17 protein-coding genes are annotated in these 19,158 nt (G+C 62.9%); 2 read left to right on the forward strand and 15 right to left on the reverse strand.

What is annotated here, in order from left to right; translation table 11 throughout:
- Positions 1-137: 137 nt before the first annotated feature.
- The 7 genes from era to EG19_RS03685 all read right to left on the reverse strand — a co-directional run bounded on the left by era (position 138) and on the right by EG19_RS03685 (position 9,254).
- On the reverse strand, positions 138-1,049 hold the full coding sequence (gene era / locus EG19_RS03655; RefSeq protein ID WP_038047613.1) for a GTPase Era: 912 nt from the start codon (positions 1,047-1,049) through the stop codon (positions 138-140).
- A complete protein-coding gene (locus EG19_RS12300; protein WP_053334835.1) occupies positions 1,046-2,317 on the reverse strand; it encodes a hemolysin family protein in 1,272 nt (423 codons plus the stop codon). The genes era and EG19_RS12300 overlap by 4 nt, the downstream gene beginning before the upstream one ends.
- The gene (ybeY, locus tag EG19_RS03665; protein ID WP_053334836.1) at positions 2,314-2,745 is read right to left on the reverse strand and encodes an rRNA maturation RNase YbeY; all 432 of its coding nucleotides are present in this window, start codon (positions 2,743-2,745) and stop codon (positions 2,314-2,316) included. The genes EG19_RS12300 and ybeY overlap by 4 nt, the downstream gene beginning before the upstream one ends.
- Complete coding sequence (locus EG19_RS03670; RefSeq protein WP_038047616.1) at positions 2,735-5,005, reverse strand: HD family phosphohydrolase; 2,271 nt, start codon at positions 5,003-5,005, stop codon at positions 2,735-2,737. Before EG19_RS03670 ends, ybeY begins: the two co-directional genes overlap by 11 nt.
- On the reverse strand, positions 5,002-5,961 hold the full coding sequence (locus EG19_RS03675) for a PhoH family protein (RefSeq protein ID WP_038047619.1): 960 nt from the start codon (positions 5,959-5,961) through the stop codon (positions 5,002-5,004). The genes EG19_RS03670 and EG19_RS03675 overlap by 4 nt, the downstream gene beginning before the upstream one ends.
- A gap of 99 nt (positions 5,962-6,060) precedes the next feature.
- Entirely contained in the window at positions 6,061-6,591 is a 531-nt protein-coding gene (locus tag EG19_RS03680) for a cob(I)yrinic acid a,c-diamide adenosyltransferase (RefSeq protein WP_038047622.1), read from the reverse strand.
- 38 nt (positions 6,592-6,629) lie between these two features.
- Complete coding sequence (locus EG19_RS03685; protein ID WP_081799885.1) at positions 6,630-9,254, reverse strand: hybrid sensor histidine kinase/response regulator; 2,625 nt, start codon at positions 9,252-9,254, stop codon at positions 6,630-6,632.
- Between the two features lie 74 nt (positions 9,255-9,328).
- On the opposite strand from EG19_RS03685, the gene ggt reads away from it, so the two are divergent.
- A complete protein-coding gene (gene ggt / locus EG19_RS03690; protein ID WP_038047855.1) occupies positions 9,329-11,029 on the forward strand; it encodes a gamma-glutamyltransferase in 1,701 nt (566 codons plus the stop codon).
- A 3-nt stretch (positions 11,030-11,032) separates the two neighbouring features.
- Here ggt and EG19_RS12305 read toward each other — a convergent pair whose 3' ends face one another.
- The 5 genes from EG19_RS12305 to EG19_RS03715 are packed head-to-tail and all read right to left on the reverse strand — an operon-like array spanning position 11,033 to position 15,311.
- Positions 11,033-11,860 carry a helical backbone metal receptor gene (locus EG19_RS12305; protein WP_081799886.1) on the reverse strand — a complete coding sequence of 276 codons (828 nt, stop codon included), beginning with the start codon at positions 11,858-11,860 and terminating at the stop codon, positions 11,033-11,035.
- Complete coding sequence (locus tag EG19_RS03700) at positions 11,857-13,155, reverse strand: acetyl-CoA hydrolase/transferase family protein (RefSeq protein WP_053334838.1); 1,299 nt, start codon at positions 13,153-13,155, stop codon at positions 11,857-11,859. The genes EG19_RS12305 and EG19_RS03700 overlap by 4 nt, the downstream gene beginning before the upstream one ends.
- A gap of 9 nt (positions 13,156-13,164) precedes the next feature.
- On the reverse strand, positions 13,165-14,283 hold the full coding sequence (locus EG19_RS03705) for an alanine dehydrogenase (RefSeq protein WP_038047628.1): 1,119 nt from the start codon (positions 14,281-14,283) through the stop codon (positions 13,165-13,167).
- Between the two features lie 27 nt (positions 14,284-14,310).
- Positions 14,311-15,036, reverse strand: coding sequence for an SDR family NAD(P)-dependent oxidoreductase (locus EG19_RS03710; RefSeq protein WP_038047630.1), 726 nt, complete (start codon positions 15,034-15,036; stop codon positions 14,311-14,313).
- Positions 15,033-15,311 carry a hypothetical protein gene (locus EG19_RS03715; protein WP_152543895.1) on the reverse strand — a complete coding sequence of 93 codons (279 nt, stop codon included), beginning with the start codon at positions 15,309-15,311 and terminating at the stop codon, positions 15,033-15,035. Before EG19_RS03715 ends, EG19_RS03710 begins: the two co-directional genes overlap by 4 nt.
- Positions 15,312-15,377: 66 nt before the next feature.
- Between EG19_RS03715 and EG19_RS03720 the strand changes: the two genes are divergently transcribed.
- Positions 15,378-16,565, forward strand: a complete 1,188-nt coding sequence (locus tag EG19_RS03720; protein ID WP_038047637.1) for an acyl-CoA dehydrogenase family protein — start codon at positions 15,378-15,380, stop codon at positions 16,563-16,565.
- 51 nt (positions 16,566-16,616) lie between these two features.
- Here the strand turns inward: EG19_RS03720 and EG19_RS03725 are convergent, their stop codons facing one another.
- From EG19_RS03725 to trpS, 3 genes are all read right to left on the reverse strand, one after another.
- Complete coding sequence (locus EG19_RS03725; protein WP_038047640.1) at positions 16,617-17,366, reverse strand: hypothetical protein; 750 nt, start codon at positions 17,364-17,366, stop codon at positions 16,617-16,619.
- A gap of 126 nt (positions 17,367-17,492) precedes the next feature.
- Complete coding sequence (locus EG19_RS03730) at positions 17,493-17,723, reverse strand: hypothetical protein (protein WP_038047643.1); 231 nt, start codon at positions 17,721-17,723, stop codon at positions 17,493-17,495.
- Between the two features lie 81 nt (positions 17,724-17,804).
- On the reverse strand, positions 17,805-18,776 hold the full coding sequence (gene trpS / locus EG19_RS03735; protein ID WP_038047645.1) for a tryptophan--tRNA ligase: 972 nt from the start codon (positions 18,774-18,776) through the stop codon (positions 17,805-17,807).
- Positions 18,777-19,158: the final 382 nt, after the last annotated feature.

Below are 19,158 nucleotides of genomic sequence, written 5' to 3' on the forward strand. Positions count from 1 at the left end.
ATTCGTTTGCGTGAATCATCCAGCAAATCCTATCTTGGCGAGCTACAAAAATAAAGGCCTATGCCGACATTTCCGGTCAAGCACCCAATTCGATGGTCCCATCATCAAGGTCGAGAAGAAAGCTTAACCCAGCCCAGCTACTCATCCCAGGGTACGTCCACCGGCTCCAGCTCAGAAAGCACGTGGGGCTTTTCCCGCCAGCCGGGGTGGGCCTTCACCCGCAGGTCCAGGTACAACCTTACCCCCAGGATCTTCTCAATGCGCTCCCGGGCCGCTTGACCCACGGCTTTGATCATGCGGCCGCCGCGGCCCACGACGATGGCCTTTTGGCTCTCCCGCTCCACCAAGATGTCGGCCCACACCTTCAGGAGGGGAATCTCGCCCGGGCGCTCTTCTTCCTCCATGTGCCGAACCAAAACAGCAGTGGTAAAGGGCAGTTCCGCTTCCACCCGCTCCAGGAGCGCTTCGCGGATAAGCTCGGCAATGAAGAAGCGCTCGCTCTGGGTGGTGGTGGCGTCCGCCGGCAGCAGCGGCTCACCCTCGGGGAGCAGGGCAAAAAGATGCATGAGGAGGATGGGGATGCCCTCGCCGGTGAGCGCCGAAAGGGGAACGATGGCGGCGTAGGAGCGGCGCTCGGTGTAAAAGGCAATCCGCTCTGAAAGGTGCTTGCGCGCTGCCGAAAGGTCCAGCTTGTTGGGTACCAGAACCACCGGCGTGGAAAGGCCGGAAAGCAGCTCCACCACAAACTCCTCGCCGTGGCCCGGAGGTTCATCGGCGGCAAACATCTGCACCACCACATCCACTTCCTGAATGGTTTCCCGCAGCACGTGCATCATCTGCACGTTCATGCGGTGCAGGGGACGGTGAACCCCCGGTAAATCGAAGAGGACAATTTGCCCCCGCTCGTCGTTGACCACCCCCACGATACGGTGGCGGGTGGTTTGCGGACGCGGCGAAACGATGGCCACCTTTTGCCCCGCCAGCGCGTTGATGAGCGTGCTTTTGCCCACGTTGGGTCGGCCCACCAACGCCACCGTCCCGCTCTTCATGCTGGAAGCCCTCCCGGGCGCGGGCAAACCCGCACCCGCTTGAGCCGCCGCCGCTCCACCTCCACCACTTCAAAGAGCAGCCCCCGGTACTCCACCTTTTCACCGGGGCGCGGCAGGTGCCCCAGGCGATCCAGCACCAACCCCGCCACCGAGTCGTAAGCGGCGTCGTCCTCCAGCTCCAGGCCAAAGAGCTCCGTGAGGGTTTCCACATGGGCGTTGCCGGCGATGAGGTAACAGCTGTCGCCTTCCTGCTGGATTTCCGGAGGCTGGGTTTGGTGCTCGTCCTGAATTTCCCCCACAATTTCCTCGAGCACATCCTCCAGCGTCACGATGCCAGCGGTGCCGCCGTACTCGTCCACCACCACCGCCAGCTGCTGCCGGCTTTGCTGGAAGAGCCGTAGAAGATCACGCAACGGCTTGGTTTCGGGGACCATCAAAACCGGCCGCATGAGGGTCCGGGCCGGTGGGGATTGGTTGGAAGCCACCGCCCGCAGCACGTCCTTAACGTGCACCACCCCTTCGATGTGGTCCAAGCTTTTGCCGTAAACCGGCAGCCGGGTGAACATGGACTCGGCAAACACGGTTTTTACCGTTTCAAAATCCGCATCCACCGGCAGCGCGATGAGGTCGGTGCGGGGGGTCATGATTTCCCGGGCCACGGTATCGGAAAGCTCAACGATGGAGGCCACCAGCTCCGCTTCTTCGTGCTCCAAGATGCCCGCTTCCTCGCCGGCGCCAATGAAAGCCCGCACCTCGTGCTCATCCACCTCGCTTTCCTCTTCCTTCTGGCCGCCGTCGGGGTTTTCCTCCGGAGCTTGCGAGGAGCTGGCCAGGAAAGCGATCACTGGAGCCACCGGGCGCAAAAGGTAAAGCGCCGCCACGGCAAAGAACTCCGCCTTTTCACCCCCCGTGACCTGGGCGGACAAGGCCACCAGGCCTAACCACGCCACCAGCACACCGGTCCAAGCCCCCAGCTCGCCGACTCCCACCAGCGTGGCCGCCCGCCACAGCGCCGCGGTTAAAAGCACCCAAAGCCCCGCCACCGCTCCCACCAGGAAAACCACACAAGCGCTGGCCGCTTCAAAGCTTCTGGGCACACCGGGGAGCAGGTTCTTGCGGGCGGACAAAAGCCCCGCAAACTGGATGCTGCCCATCCGCACCACACCGAAAACCCCGGACATGAGAAAGAAGGCCACCGTTGCCGTGAGCGCCGAGAAAAGCAAAGCCGTGATTGGGTTGGCCCACCACTGGGATAGTGCTTGGCTCACAACAGCTCCTCCCGCAACTGGGCTTCCAGTGCCTCCATTTCCCCTTGATCCTGCTCGTGATCAAAGCCGCACACGTGCAAGGCACCGTGGATCAAAAGCAGGCAAAGCTCGCGCTCCAAGCTGTGACCGGCCGCTTCGGCTTGGCGGGCCGCGGTTTCCAGGGAAATAGCCACATCACCCAGATGCACGGTGCCGGTGGGCAGGCGATCGTGGGCAGGGAACGAAAGCACGTCCGTGGGCTTTGGTTTGTGGCGGAAATGGCGGTTCAAAAGCTCCATGGTGCGGTCGTCGCACAGGAGCACCGAAAGCTCCCCTTCCTCTGCGCCCGCCCGCTGCAGCGCGGCAATACCGACGGCCCGCAGCCGCTGGGTCACCCCCGGCAGGGCCCGCCCCTGCCAGCGCACGGCCACCTTGAGCTTACCGGCCATTGCCCCTCCGGTTGAAGTCGAAACCCGGGTAGTCAATGCGGTGGTGCCCCGCCGAGGTAATGACCCAGGAAAAGGCGGCGGAAATTTTTTCCAGGTCTTTAAGCGTCAGCTCGCACTCATCCAGCTGCCCGTCTTCCAGGACCTTCTTGATGACCTGGTCGATCATGGACTGCACCCGCCCCGGGGTGGCTTCGGTCAGAGTACGCGCCGCCGCTTCCACCGCATCGGCCAGCAGGATGATGCCCATTTCCTTGGACTTGGGCTTGGGACCTTTATAGCGAAACTCCTGCTCCTCTACTTCCCCTTTGTCCGGGGTTTCTTGCTGCTTGGCGCGGTTGTAGAAGAAGTGGATGAGCTTGGTTCCGTGGTGGGTGGCAATGGCCTCACGGATGGGCTCCGGAAGCTTGTACTGGCGGGCCAGCTCTAAGCCGTCTTTGACGTGTTTTTCCACGATCAACGCCGACATCCACGGCGACAGGTGATCGTGGGGGTTGGGTCCGCCCCGCTGGTTCTCAATGAAGTACTCCGGCCGCATGAGCTTGCCGATGTCGTGGTAGTAGCAACAGACCCTGGCCAAAAGCGGGTTGGCACCGATGGCTTCGGCCGCGGCTTCCGCCAAGTTGGCCATGGCCAGGGAGTGTTGGAAGGTACCCGGAGCTTCGGTGGCAAGCCTGCGGAGCAAGGGCAAGTTGGGGTTGGAAAGCTCCAAAAGGCGGATGTCGGTAATGGTGCCGGTGGCGCTCTCCAAAACCGGCAGGAAGAAGCTGGCCAAAACCGCCGCCATGATGCCACCCAAAGCGGCAGTGGCCGCGTGCGCAGAAACCTCCTGGATTTGCGGATTGGGCAAGCTGTGGAGGCTCAAGGCCACCGCGCAAAACACGTTAAAACCGGCCAGAAAGAGACCCACCCTGGTGAGGGCGTTTCGCTCCTTGACCTTTTGCGTGGCAAAGGCCGCCGCCACCGCTGCCAGCAACGAGTACGCCACGGTGTGCCCGGGGAAAGCCAGCATCAGCGACACCAGCACCGCCTGGCTGGCGGCAAACAACACCCCCACCGACAGGCCAAACATGAGGCTTGCCAAAATTGGCCCGGTGGCGTGGGGGAGCACCGGCCAGTACACCGCCACCTGGTTGAAGGGCTCGCGGATCACCGCCGCTGCCACCCTGCTCACCACGAAGCCCACGGCCGCTTCCACCACCAGCGCCAGGAAAAGCACCACCAGCACGCTGCCGTAACGGACCAGCCTCTCGGTTTCCGCCACCGGCTCCCGCCGGAAGTAGAAGAACCACATGAGGGCGAGAAGCGAGGCCATGCCGAAGCCCCCGAGCATCGGCCAAACGCTGCGCGGCCCCTGGGACGAGGCAGCCAGGGATTCCAGGAGCCGGGCCACCTGGGGGGTAACTTCATCGCCCCGCCGCAAGAGCACCCGGCCGCGGTTGAGGTGCACGGAAACCTCCTCCACGCTGGCGGCGGCCCGCATCCTCCGGGAAAGGGTCTCCCCCCGGTCCAAGATCACGTTGGGGGGCATAAGCCGAGCCAAAAGCGAAGCCAGCGCCTTCCGGTGCTGACGGTCCACCACCCGCAGAGCGGCCAGGCGCTGCTCCAGGGTCTCGGCCAGGGTGGCGGCGTCAATGAAGCGAAACACGTCCAGCTGGAGCTGTTCCTTATCGGTTCCTGCCTCCTTGACGGTCACGCCTTTGTCGGCCCAGCGCAAGAGCTCCACGCGGTCTTCCACCACCCCCTGCCGGTACACCTGATCCACCACATCCAGCAAAGCCAGCAGAACTTCCTGGGAGAAACGCAGCGAACGAAGGGCCAACACCTCGCCGGTTTCCAAGCGCTGGCCGGCCACCTGGGAAAGCTCCGAGGCCAGGCGCGATAGATCCTGATGCTCGGCCTTTTGCCCGGCAGCCACAATGGCCGTGAGTTTGGCCTTCACCTGCTCGCTCACCTCGGGATCGAAAACATAAACGGGAGGCACATCCAGGCCTGCCCGCCGCCGCTTTTGCTCCGTGGATTCCACGTCCGGAAGCGTCACGTCGCGGTAAATCACCACATCGGTAGGGGCAATGTCCCCGGCTTTGAGCAGCGGGTAGTGAGCCTTCTGGCGAGGGGCAATCAAAAGCGTGGTGAAAACCACGAACGCCGGCCCAATCAACCAAGCCTGGGCCAAAAAGCGCCGGCGCTTTTGCCCCCACTCGCCGCTTTCCCGCCGGGGTTTGATTTCCTTGGCACCGGAAAAGAGTTTGGGCAGCTTCACGGTCTTTCGCGCTTTTCCGCCTCGAACCGCTCGTACGCCTCAACCACCCGCTGCACCAAGCGGTGGCGGACCACGTCCTCCTTGGTGAAGTCAAAAAAGCAAATGCCCGGAATGTCTCGGAGGATCTGCCGGGCCTGCACGAGGCCCGAAGAAGCCCCGGCCGGCAGGTCAATTTGCGTGACGTCGCCGGTAATTACGGCTTTGGAGTGGAACCCCATGCGGGTGAGGAACATCTTCATTTGCTCCGGGGTGGTGTTTTGCGCTTCGTCCAAGAGGATGAAGGAATCGTTGAGGGTTCGCCCGCGCATGAAGGCCAGCGGGGCAATTTCGATGACGCCACGCTCTAAGTGCTTGACCACCTTGTCGTAGCCCAGAATGTCGTAAAGCGCATCGTACACCGGGCGCAAGTAAGGGTTGACCTTTTGTTCCAGATCACCGGGCAAGAACCCCAAGCGCTCGCCGGCTTCCACCGCCGGACGGGTGAGCACGATGCGCCGCACCCGCTTTTCCGCCAAACTTGCCGCCGCCAGCGCCACCGCCAGGTAGGTTTTTCCGGTTCCCGCCGGGCCTACGGCAAAGACAATGTCGTTTTTCACCACCGCCTGAATGAACAAGCGCTGCTTTAAGTTTCTGGGCACCAGCAAGCGCTTTACGCTTTCGGGGATGGTGGCGTCGGTGAAGAAGTTCACCAGGTCCACCTCCGGGTCTTCTTCCAAAACCCGCAGGGCGGTGCGGAACTCCTCCCGTCCCACCGCATAACCCCGGCTCACCAGGGTGCCCAGATCCGAAAGCAGGCGCTCGGCAGTGGCCACCGCCTGCGGCTCCCCGGCCAAAAACACCGTGTCGCCGCGGGCCTGCACGCGGATTCCCAGGCGTTCGCCCAGGTAGCGGAAGTTTTCCTCCAAATTGCCCGACAAAACCTCAAGGCTCTTCTCAGGTAACTGCACGCTGGTCATTCTTCCCCTCTGCCCTCCGTAGAGGGCGTAACACGGCCGTCCAGCGCCTGGCCAGCTCTGGCCAAGCCTGGCGAGCCCTTACTCTCCGACTCCCCGTTGTTATTCATGCCAAAGGATTTCGCGACCGCCCTGGAGGTGATTGAGCCAGCGGGCCAACACAAAGAGGGCGTCGCTGAAGCGGTTCAAAAACCTCACCGCCGTGCCCACCACCTCGTCTTCAATCCCCAAAGCCGCCACCGCCCGCTCGGCACGGCGGGTGACGGTGCGGCAGAGGTGGGCCACGGCTGCGGAGCGGCTCCCACCGGGAAGCACGAAGTTCTTGAGCGGTGGCAGCTCCGCACTCATGCGGTCAATCCAGTTCTCCAACCAAGTCACGTCGGCGGCGTCGGGAGAAAGAAAGCCCCGGGGGCTGCCCGCCAGCACCGAACCCAGAGAGAAGAGTGCCCGTTGCGCCCTTTCCAGGTGGGCGTCAGCCTCAGAGGGGACCCCCTCGGCCCGCAACATCCCCACCCATGAGTTTACCTCATCCAGATCCCCGTAGGCCGAAACCCGCGGTTCCCATTTGGGGACACGCTCACCGCTGCCCAATGCGGTATAGCCCCCGTCACCGGTCCGGGTGTACACCCTCACGCCTCCATGCTATCACGCGAAGGGCTTTTTAAAACCGGCTAAGCCTGGGATGATGAGGGCGAAACCAGCCGCCTCACCACTTCCAGAAAAGCGTCGGCGCTGAAAGGCTTTACCAGCACCAAGGCGGAGGCCAAGGAAGGGTCGTTTCCCGGGTGGTAGCCGGTGGCCAGCAAAACCCGCGGGGGGTTTTTCCGGCGCATGAGCTCCGCGTAAACCTCCCGCCCGTCCATTTCCGGCATGACCAGATCCAGGACCACCAGAGCAATCCCTTGGGGATCGGCATCGTAAAGGGCCAACGCTTCCCGGCCGTTGGAAGCTTCCAGCGCCTCGTAGCCTTCCGAACGCAGGAGAAAAGCTAGGCCCTCGCGAATGGCCGCCTCATCGTCCACGATCAAAACCTTTCCCGCTCGCGGCTTTTCCGCTTCACCCACCGGCACCGCCGAAAGCACCGGCGGCAAGTCCACCCACACCCGAAAACCAAAGCCCGCACGCTCGCGGAAACCCGCTTCACCCAGGTGACGTCGGGCCACACAGGAGGCCAAAGCCCGCGCCCTCAGCCGGGCCGGCAACACCGATCGCAGCTCCTCCTGCCCCGAAAAGACCTCACCGGTATCGCTCACCGCCAGCCGGCAAACTCCTCCCGCCAGCTGTTCCACCGCCACCTCCACGGTGCCCGCTCCACCGTGCAAACACTCCACCGAGGCCTCCACCAGCCCATGCACCAACAGGGCCAGTTGCTCCCCATCGCCACGAACCACCGCCGGGGCGGACCACGGGCGCACCACCAACCTCACCCCGGTGGGCAGAAGCGAGCGGATTTTCGGCTCCAGCTCCGTGACCAGCTGGTTGAGATCCACGGCCACCAGCCCCGGACCGTGGAGGCGGAAAAAGACCCCCAGGCGGTGCACCTCCTGGGCCACCTGGGCCATGCCATTCCGCAAACCGGTGGCGCCCCCTTTTCCCGCCGAGCCTTTGGCCAGGGAGGCTTGCACCACGTTGGCCATGCGGTGGAGGGCATGGGCCACCAGCTCGTGCATGGGCGTAAGCACCTCCTCCGAAAGCGCTTGACCCGGTAGTAAGCCAGCCCGTTGTGCCACCACCACCACGCCAGCGAGGCTTCCGGCCACGTTAATGCTTCGAAACACCAGCTCCACAGAGCTAATCACGTCGCCCTTGCAGCGACAGCTCGCCACCACCGAGGCTGATTCCCCGCGTATGGCACGAACGAAGGCCCGCTTCACCTCCCGGCGGGAGGCAGGAACCACAAAGGGAAGCAAGCTGGCCTCCTGCAGCTCTTCGGGCCTAACGCCCAGGGCCGTGGCCAGCGCCGGGTTACACCACGCCACTGTTCCCTTGGGCTCCAGGAAAGCCACCCCCACGTTGACGCCGGAAAGCACCGCCCGCAGCACCTTTTCCAGCCGCTCACGGGCAGTGAAGTCCTCCAGGCTCAAGCAGGTCAGCGATTCCTCGCCGCTTTCCATGACCCAGGGATTAACCTCCACCGTGCGCCGCCGCCCCCGGGGACCCAAAAAGTGCGCGGTGAAAGCGCCCAAAGAAAGACTGGTGGCGGGGAGGAGCTTTTTGACGCGCTCCCGATCCTCGGGTGCCAAAAGCTCCTCAAACTTTCGGCCGATCAGATCGGCACGCTGTTCGAAGCCCAAAAGCCGGGCTGCCGCCTGATTAGCCCGAACCACCAAGTCGTCCCGCAAAAACAAAAGCGGCTCCTTCACCCCATCCAGCAACAGCCGCCAGGAAGCCTCGGCAATCCGGGCGGAAAGCTCAGCTTCCTGCCGAGCCAGGAGAGCTTGGGCTGCCGCTCGTTGAGCCTCCATGTTGGCCCACTGCCGCCAGACCAGCACCGCTGTTCCCACCAGAAACGCCCAAAAAACCAGCAAAAAAAGCCACGCCGGTGAAAGCCTCGTCAAGCTCTGGCTGGGAACAAAAACGCCCAAAGTGAAACTTTGGCCGGCCAGCCGGACCCGCTTGCCCACCGATGTGCCCTCGGAAAGCCGCACCTGCCCTTCGTCAGCAACAAACTCACCCTTGCCCCAGAGCGCTTGCCGGCGAAGGGAGCAAGCCCACCCCCCGGCAGCGTTGAGTCGGGGCTCGCAAAAAAAGAACCGCGGCTCTTCGCCGGAGCCCGTCACCCAAAGGATGAGCGCCTCTCCCGCGGCCGAAGGTTGGTAAGCACTGACCAGCAACCTGGGGAGCTCCAGCAGGAGAACACCCTGCCGCCCGGCTCTGGTCACCCGTAAAGCCAGCACCCCACGTTCCGCCCACGCCCCCTCCTCCACGAAGGCCCACCCCCGATCGGCAGGAAGCATGGCGTCAACCTGATCGGCCACGGCGTTGAGGCCCGACGGCCAACAGCGGTGCCTGCCCCCGCTTTCGTCAATCACAACCCCAAAAAGCGGGTCCTCACGCAAAAAAGCACCGAGGTGTTCGATCTTCTCAGGGCTTAGGCCCTCTTCCACGGCGTCCACCACGCGCGCCAGCTGGCTTGCAGCCCCCGACAACGACCGCTCCTGGAGCTCCACCTCCCGGGCTAGCTCGTGTTCGGAGCCCAACCAGAGCACGAGCAAGACTTGAGCACTCACCAGCCCCAGCCACAGCCACATCCAAACTCGAACCCGCTTTCCCGGAAACGCTGATGTACGCTCCATAGACAGAGCTAGTGTAGCGCAACCCCTTGGCAAAGGGTTCCCCTTTGGCTACCTTTGGCAAGGAGGAAGAAGCCATGAAGCCCGTTTGCTGCCTTTTTGCGTGCCTGAGCCTTACGGTGCTGGCGGTGGAGGCCGCCGACCGCCCGGAAGGCAGGTCCTTTGCCACCCGCTCGGTGACCGTAGCCCGCCACGGCATGGTGGCGGCGGCCCACCCGCTGGCGGTGCTGGTGGGCGTGGAAACCCTCAAGAAGGGCGGCAGCGCAGTGGACGCAGCCATTGCCGTCAACGCCGCGCTGGCCCTGATGGAGCCGGTTTCCTGCGGCCTCGGCGGGGACCTCTTTGCCATGGTTTACGACCCTGCCACCGGCAAGCTTTACGGGCTCAACGGCTCGGGGCGGGCACCTTTGGCCCTCACCCGGGACAAGGTTCCGCCGGCCCCCGATGGCACCGTTCCCCTGCACAGCCCTTACGCCTGGACGGTGCCGGGCTGCGTGGACGGGTGGTGGGAGCTCCACCGCAAATTCGGGCGATTGCCGTGGCGCGAGCTGTTTCAACCGGTCATCGCTTACGCCAAAGAGGGCGTCCCCGTCCCGCAGGTCATTGCCGGAGCCTGGCAGCGCAGTGCCCGGGTTTTTGCCCAGAAGCCCGGGTTTGCCGCCGTTTTTCTCCCCGGAGGCAAAGCCCCAGCTGAAGGTGAGCCCTTTGCCAACCCGGCCCTGGCGGCCACCTTCGAGGTCTTGGCTCGTGAGGGAGGCCGAGCCTTTTACGAGGGCACCATCGCGCAGCAAATCGTGGCTTATTCCCAAAAAAACGGCGGCTTTTTTTCCTTGGAGGATCTTGCCCGTCACCGCTCCGAATGGGTGGAGCCCATCAGCACCACCTATCGCGGCTACAACGTTTGGGAGCTGCCCCCCAACACCCAGGGCCTGGCGGCCCTGCAAATGCTGAACATCCTTGAAAACTTCGACCTCAAAAGCCTGGGCCGCGACCACCCCGACTTTTGGCACCTCTTGGTGGAAGCCAAAAAGCTCGCCTTTGCCGACCGTGCCCGCTACTACGCCGATCCGGCCTTCTCAAAAACCCCAATCCAGCAACTTCTGAGCAAGGCGTACGCCAAAAAACAGGCCAGCCGCATAGACATGACCAGGGCCGCTGCCACCGTGGAGCCGGGGAACCCTCACCTGGCCGACGGTGACACCACGTTTTTGGCAGTGGGCGATGCCTCGGGCATGATGGTGGCGCTCATTCAGTCCAATTACACCGGGTTTGGCTCAGGCTACGTGATCCCCGAGCTGGGCTTTGGTTTGCAAAACCGTGGAGCGCTTTTCAGCCTCCAGGAAGACCACCCCAACGCCATGGAACCTGGCAAGCGGCCGTTTCACACCATCATCCCCGCCTTCCTGGGCAAAAACGGCACCCCTCTCATGGCCTTTGGCGTTATGGGCGGGGACATGCAGCCCCAGGGCCACGTGCAAATCGTGGTCAACATCGTGGATTTCGGCATGAACCTGCAGGAAGCCGGCGATGCCCCCCGCTTTTACCACACCGGCTCTTCCGAGCCCACCGGCACGGTGATGCGCGATGGCGGCAGGCTTTCCCTTGAATCGGGCATCCCCGTTGACGTGCGCCATGAGCTTTTGCGCCGCGGCCACCGCCTGGTGGAAGCCACCGGCACAGTTTTTGGCGGGTATCAGGCGGTGCTGCGGGACCCCCGCACCGGTGTTTACTTCGGTGCCACCGAGTCGCGAAAGGACGGAATGGCGCTGGGCTACTGAAACCTAAGGGTGATCGGGGTTAGCCAGCAGAGAGAGGCATTTTTCGTGGAGCTTACGGCCCAGGCGTAAGCCCGCAGCGGTGCGGGAGGGGTACCAGGTGAGATCGGCCCCGGAAACCGCAAAACACAGGATGCGCCCGGCCAGCAGGAAATGGTCGGGTTTTTCTTCGACACCTTCGCCCCAGTCCTGAAGGTGGGCAGGCAGTGCAAAGGCGTAAGGCTCGTCCGGGTAAAGGTGAACGCGAACCCCATCGGCGAGCGCCATCTGTTTCCCGACAATGGGGTAGCGGCGCGGGCCAGCAGGAACTGCGTTGTCAAACCCGCAGGTCGTCAAAAGGCGGCTCACATAGGTGTCGGGCCCGGCGGCCATGAACGGGTCCTTCCACACGAAGTACACGAAAGGGATCGGCACGTGCGCATCAGCGCCAAGCAAAGCCTCCACCTCCCGTGCCAGCGCCTCCCCCTGGGTTTGGGCACCCAGCAATGAGCCCAAAAGCCGCCAGAGATCGGGGACCTCCTGGGGCCCCTGGGGGTCTGCCACCAGCACCGGCACGTGGGCCGCCAGGGCTTCCACCCTGGCTTTGGGGTTTTCTTCCTTGGCTGCCAAAACCACATCGGGCTTTAAGGCCAAAACCGCCGCCGGTTCGAAGGTCTTGGTGCCTCCCACCGAGGGCAAAGCGCGCACTTCTGAAGGAGACGTGCAAAAATCGGTGCGGGCCACAAGCTTTTGGCCACACCCCAGCTGAAAAACCGCCTCGGTGAGGCTGGGCACCAGCGATACCACCCGCTGCGGTGTTCGCCTCAGGCCCGGGCCTAACAAGAAGCTACTCACAGCAAATGGCGCCGGCGGGCGGCAGAGCGCAGCTCATCCCGAAAGTCGGGGTGCGCCACGCGAATAAGCTCAGCCGCCCGTTCTTTCAGGCTCTTGCCAAAAAGCGAGGCAATACCAAACTCGGTAACCACGTAGTGCACGTCTGCTCTGGTGGTCACCACGCCCGAGCCGGGAGCCAGCACATCCACAATGCGCGAAACCGTGCCGCCTTTGGCGGTGGAGGGCAGGGCAATGATGGGCTTACCGCCTTCCGAAGCGGCAGCGCCGCGGATGAAATCCACCTGGCCCCCAAAGCCCGAGTAAATCGAGGTGCCCAGGGAATCGGCGCAGACCTGTCCGGTGAGATCCACCGCCAAAGCCGAGTTAATGGCCACCATTTTGGCGTTTTGGGCAATGATGAAGGGGTTGTTGACGTAATCGGAAGGGTGAAACTCCACAAACGGGTTGTTGTCCAAAAAATCAAAGGTGCGTTTGGAGCCCAGGACAAAAGAGGCAATGGTTTTGCCGCGATGGAGGGTCTTTTTTTCGTTGGTAACTACCCCGGATTCCACCAGCTCCACCAACCCATCCGAAAACATCTCGGTGTGAATGCCAAGGTGCTTTTTTTCTTTCAAAAAGAGCAAAACCGCATCGGGGATTTCTCCAATGCCCATTTGCAGCGTGGAGCCATCCTCAATGAGCTCCGCTATGTGACTGCCGATGGCTTTGGCAACTGGGCCAATTTCCTGGGCCTGGGGCAGCTCCAGCACGGGCCGGTCAATTTCCACCACGTGGGTGAGGCGGGACACGTGAATAAACGCGTCCCCCAGCGCCCGGGGCATTTGCCGGTTAACCAGGGCAATAACCGTGCGGGCCGCTTCCGCTGCCGCTTTGGTGCACTCCACCCCCACACCAAAGGAACAAAATCCGTGTTCATCGGGCGGGGAAATGTGAATCATGGCCACGTCCACCGGCAGGATTCCCGAAGTAATCAAGCGGGGGATTTGCGAAAGATGCACCGGCACGAAATCGGCTCTCCCCTCGTTGACCGCTTGCCGCACGTTGGGCCCGGTAAACAAAGCCCGGTGGCGGAAAACCCCTTCGAATTTGGGATCGGCGTAATCAGCCCGGCCAAAGGTAAGGATATGGATCACCGTGACGTTGGAAAGCTCGGAAGCCCGCCCCACCATGGCGTGGATGAGCTCCTCGGGGTTGTTGCACCCCCCGTGAATCCACACGTAATCGCCGGATCTGATGGCCTTGACGGCTTCTTCAGCGGTGGTAACCCGCCGACGGTAAATTTCGTTCCACTGCACGGCGCCTCCCTATCCCAAAACCGTGGCCAAATCCGCTGCCGATTTACCGAAAATTCGGCCCAAGCCCCCATGCACCAGCTTACCCTGGTAAATGTACGTTCCTGCCGAAAGCTCCGGCGTGCGACGCAGGGCTTCGGCAAAGCCCCTTTCGGCCACCACCAAAAGGTAGGGCAAAAGGGTGTTGGTCAAAGCAAGCGTGGCGGAGCGGGCCGCCACCGAGGGCAAGTTAGGTACGCAAAAGTGGCGGATCCCATCTACCGTGTACACCGGATCGGGAAAATACGTGGGGCGGGAGGTTTCCGCGCACCCCCCCATGTCAATGGAAAGGTCCATGAGCACCGCCCGGGGCTTCATTCGCTTCAACATATCTCGGGTGATAAGCAGCGGGGCGCGCTCCCCCCGCACCGCCGCCGACAGCAACACCAGGTCGGCAAAGGCAATGGCCTTTTCGATGTTGGCCGGGCTGGCCAACATGGTGGGCACGGCATGCCCCACCGCTTGCGCGGCCGCCCGCAAATGGGCTACCGAGCGGTCCAAAAGCACCACCGAAGCCCCCATGCCCAGGGCTGCCTGGGCGGCGGCCCTCCCCAGAGCCCCGGCACCAATCACCACGAAGTTGGCGGGGGGTACACCGGGAACACCTGAAAACAGGATCCCCTTGCCGCCAAACTCGTTTAAAAGCAAACCCGAGCCAATGGTAACCGCCAAGCGCCCGGCAATTTCCGACATGGAGGTCAGCACCGGTGCGTGGCCGTGGGCGTCTTCGATGATTTCGTAGCCCACCACGGAAGCACCGGTGGCCAACAGCGCTTCCACATCCTCAGGGCGGGCTGCCGGCAGCGCCCAAAAGCCCATCACCACCAGCCCCGGACGCAACAGCGGGTAGTCCTGGGGGCTGGGGCCATGCACACACACCACCGCTTGCGCCCGGGAAAACACCTCCTGCCGGCTGTAGGCAAGGCGGGCCCCCGCTTGCTCGTACTCCTCATCCTCAAACCCCGCACCGGCCCCGGCGCCTCTTTCCACCCAAACCCTGGCCCCCGCCCGCACCAGGGCCTCCACCCCCGAAGGGGTGAGGGCCACCCGGTGCTCGTGGGGTTTTGTTTCCTTAGGAATCCCGAACTCCATGGTCACCTCCCCGCCCCCCTTGCCGGTCTAGCCCCGGGGCAAGGGCAAGAGCGCCCCGCCGGAAACCGGCAGGTCAATTCCGGTGATGTGCCGCTGCCGCTCGTCAGCTAAGAACACTACGGCCGATGCTACATCCTCAGGCTCGGCAATGCGCCGCAAGGGGATGCGCTCCACGATGCGTGCTTCCCTCCCCGGTTCCGACAGCGCCGGCTCGGCCATGGGCGTGCGCACCCAGCCCGGTGAAACCAGGTTTACGCGAATTTGGGGGGCCAATTCCTGGGCAAGGGATTGCACCAAACCCCAAAGCGCGGCTTTGGAGCCGGCGTAGTGGCTGTGCCCGGGTTCCCCCCGCTCCCCCGCAGTGGAGCCAATGAAAACCATGCTCCCCCGCGGCATACGGAAAGACGCCTCCCGCGCCAAAAAGTAAGCGGAAAACGTGTTGACCCGAAACATCTCCTCCAGCCTGGCCGCGGAAAGCTCACGGATAGGGCCGGCATTCCAAATCCCGGCGCTGTGCACCAGCACATCCACTTGCTGAAGGCCGGCAAACAGCGCCACACACCCCGCTTCCGTGCCCAAATCCGCCTGCACCAGACTCACGCGCCCGGGATAGCGCCGCGCCAGCTCGCCCAAACCCTTGGGATCGCTCCGAAAGTGAGCGATAACCTCATCGCCCAGCTCCAAAAACGCTTGGGCACAGGCCAGGCCAATGCCGGAAGCAGCCCCGGTGACCACGACGGTCCTGGGCTTCACAGCCGCCCCCGGGCCCGCTGCTGGCGGGCTACCTGCAGCTGCTGAAGGGCGTTGGTGACGCGGGAGATCTTGCGGTTTTTGAGCTGGTTGCCGGCTACATCATCGGCTGGCAGCACCTGGCCACGCAGGTCCCTGAGCAGCTTTTCCAGCTCAAACTGCAGCTGATCCATCTCAGAATCGGAAAGCCGCTTGAGCTGGACCGCTGAAAGCAGCGTGTAACCCTCAGCAATTTGGCTGGCCATCGCCACCGCCGAGCCACCGAGAAAAGGGCACATGGCTTTGCCCTCCCGGGACATTGTGCCATACTTCACGTGCCCGCGAAGGAGGGCCACGGAGGACGCATGGCAACGCAAACCCTGGACCTTTACCTGGTGGAAGAGCTGTACACCGAGGAAGAACGCATGGTGCGCGACGCGGTGCGGGAGTGGGTGGACGAGCGCATTCTTCCGCACATCGAAGAGTGGGCCTGGGAGGGCCGCTTCCCCCGGGAGCTGATCCCGGAAATGGCCGCCATGAACCTTTTCGGGGCTACGTTTTCCGAGTACGGCCTGCCCGGGCTTTCCAATGTGGCCTACGGGTTGGTCATGCAGGAGCTGGAGCGCGGCGATTCGGGGCTGCGTTCCTTCGTTTCGGTGCAATCCGCCCTGGTCATGTACCCGATCATGACGTGGGGCTCAAAAGAGCAGAAGGACAAATGGATTCCCCGTTTGGCCAAGGGCGAAGCCATCGGCTGCTTCGGCCTCACCGAGCCTGACTTTGGCTCCAACCCCGGCGGCATGCGCACCCGCGCCCGGCGGGTGGGCAACGACTGGGTGCTCAACGGCGAAAAGGCCTGGATCACCAACGGCTCCATTGCCGATGTGGCGGTGGTGTGGGCCAAGGATGATGAGGGCGTTATTCGCGGCTTTTTGGTGGAAAAAGGCACACCGGGTTTTGAAACCTTTGAGCACAAGGGCAAGTACTCGCTCCGGGCTTCGGTCACCTCACAGCTGGCCTTTACCGACTGCAAGGTCCCCGAAGCCAACCGCCTCCCCGGGGCCGCTGGCCTCAAGTGCCCGCTCTCCTGCCTCACCCAGGCCCGCTACGGCATTGCCTGGGGAGCCCTGGGATCGGCACTGGCCACCTTCCACGCAGCCCTGGACTACGCCAAGACCCGCAAGCAGTTTGGGGATGCCCCCATTGCCAGCCACCAGATCATTCAGGAGCGCCTGGTGTGGATGGCCAACGAAATCACCAAGGGGCAGCTCATGGTCTGGCGGCTGGGGCGGCTCAAGGACGAAGGGCGCGCCACCTTTGTGCAGGTCTCTCAGGCCAAGCGCAACTCCTGCTGGGTGGCCCGGGAATGCGCCAAGCTGGCGCGGGAAATTCACGGCGCCAACGGCGTGGTGAACGAGTACCCGGTGATGCGGCACCTGATGAACATCGAATCGGTGTACACCTACGAAGGCACCCACGACATGCACACGCTCATCCTTGGAGAGTTCCTTACCGGCATCCCGGCGTTCATGCCGCCAAGGCCAGAGCGTTAGGCGCTTCCCGAAGCTTTAGGCACGCCTGTCGAGGTGCTGGCGGGTATGCCTTTAAAAGCTCAACGCCAAGCTCACGTAAGGACCCGAAAGGCGCAGCCGTGCCCAATCGGGATCGTCGCGGTAGTTCACCCGCAAGCTTCGGAACCCGCCACCTAAGGCCACCGGCCCATACGGGCCCAAAAGGACGCCTGCCTCCAAGCTATCGTAGCTTCCCTGGCTCACATGCAGGGTGGCGCCCCGGGCAAAGAACCGCAGGCGCTTTCCGGGGCGAAGGTCCAGGGCCAACCCTGGGGCGGGGAGTGCCGTTTGAAACGTACCGGACTCGGTAATGGGCGGCGTGCTTTCCGGTGCATCGAGCGTTCCCTCGAAGCGCAGCCCCACCAGCTCCAGCATGGGTCCGAAGGCCACATGGCCACTGGGTGACGCCAAGAACTGCCAAGCTAGCTGCACCACGCCCCGCTCCACTGCCAGGTCGCTTTTCACCCGCGTGCCCACGGTGTAGGTTTTCCCGCCGTACTCGATGGTCCGCTCCACCACCCGGTCACCGGTGTACGAGGCCTTCTCGTAGGCAACCGAAATAAACCCGCGCTTTCCAAGGTGAGAGAGCCGCAAGCTCGGGAGAGGCTCATCGCTCATCCCCAGGTCCTTGGCAAAGTCAACCTCGGTCCCCACCCCTTGATCCACCACCCGTGCTTGGGCGTCCAAACTGGGGCGAGCTCCCGTGAACTCCAAAAGCGTCTGTGCTGCCAGTGGCACACTGAGCCAGGCGAAAAAAAGCGGTAGGGCTACACGCAGCTTCATCGTCCACCTCCGCAAGACCAGAGCGTTCCGGTCTGCCTTGTCTTGATGCTACGCCGCAACCCAGGGACAAGAGGTGACCCCGCACACCAGGGGCTGGGGACCGGCTCTCAACGCCGAACTCAGGCTTTAATCGTCTGGCAGCTCAAACGGGGGACAGCCAGCGTGGGTGGGGCGGTGCAATGCCGCTTGCGCCAGGTGCGGATAGGCTTCGGCAAAAGCCTGGCAAAAAGCCCAGAGCTCCGCCGGCGAAAAGCGGTGAACCTCCCGCAGACGGCGAACGTCCTCCTCGCTTACCGGCAAATCCTGGGGGCCGAGAAAGCCCCCGCTTTCGTTTCCAAATCCCTCGGAACGACTCATACAGGGGGCTACACTTCAAGGGACTGCCGGGTGCCAAGCTCGCCGACCAACACCGTCACCCACCAGCCGGGGGAAAGGTCGTTACCTCAACCCGCACACCCGCCGGCAATCGGCCATCACCTCGGCCACCACCGCATGGGCCCGTTCGGCACCCTCCTGCAAAACCCGCTCCACGTAGCCCAAATCCCTCATGAGCTCCTCCCTCCTGGCGCGGGCTTCCTTGAAGTAGTCCAGGATCAAACCCAAAAGGTGCTGCTTCATCTTGCCGTAGCCGGTGCCCCCCTGGGTAAACCACTTGCGCACCTCCGGCCACTCCTGCTTCGGAGTGAAGAGCTTGAGCAAGTGGTAAAGGGTGTTGCCGCGGGTGGGCTTGGGCTCTTCCACCGGTGTGGAATCGGTAACGATGGACATGACCCGCTTTTTCAGCTCGGCTTCCGGGGCAAAAATGTCCAGCGTGTTGCCGTAGGATTTGGACATCTTGCGCCCATCAATCCCTGGAACCACCGCCACTTCCGGAAGGATCATTTCTTCCGGAAGCTTCAGCACCTCCTCCCCGTACTCGTGGTTGAAAGCGGCGGCCACATCGCGGGTCACCTCCAGGTGCTGCTTTTGGTCCTTACCCACCGGCACCTTATCGGCGCGCACGATCAAAATATCCGCGGCCATAAGGACGGGATAGGCAAACAGCCCGTGATTGGGCGAAATGCCCTTAGAAACCTTGTCCTTGTAGGAGTGACACCGCTGCAAAAGCCCCATGGGTGTCACCGTGGATAAAAGCCAAGAAAGCTCCGTCACCTCCGGGATATCCGACTGCCGGTACAGCACCGAGCGCTTGGGGTCCAACCCTAAGGCGAGAAAATCCACCGCCAGCATTTGCGTGTTTTCGCGCAGCGTCTTGCCATCGTGCACGGTGGTCATGGCGTGCAAATTGGCAATGAAGTAGAAGCACTCGTTGGCAGGATCCTGTTGCAGCTCCACAAACTGACGGATAGCCCCAAAGTAGTTGCCGATGTGCAAGCGTCCCGACGGCTGCACCCCTGAAAGAACCCGCATAGCACCTCCCGCCCTGAAGTTTACCGGAAGCTCGCGCCTTAAGGGGAGGAAGTTACAGAAAGCCACCCGACCTTCATACTCAACCGCGCACTCCATGCAACCCAAACCCCGGGATAAGGCGCGGCCAGAAGCAAACCCATTCTCAGCGCGGGCACCAACAGCAAAACCCAGGTGGCGCGAACACGGTTGGCACCCAGACCACAATCGCAAAAAACGAAAGCCGCGCACAAACACACCTGGACGTGGCGGATAGAAGGTTCCCCGCTTCGCTCGGAATGACAGGCGCAACATGTCATTCCGAGGGCCGAAGGCCCGAGGAATCTGATTTTCAATGGTTCATCCTTGCAAGCAACCCGCGCGGGAGCGCGGGTCCCACATTCTT

Source organism: Thermoanaerobaculum aquaticum (genome assembly GCF_000687145.1).
Classification (GTDB): Bacteria; Acidobacteriota; Thermoanaerobaculia; order Thermoanaerobaculales; family Thermoanaerobaculaceae; genus Thermoanaerobaculum; species Thermoanaerobaculum aquaticum.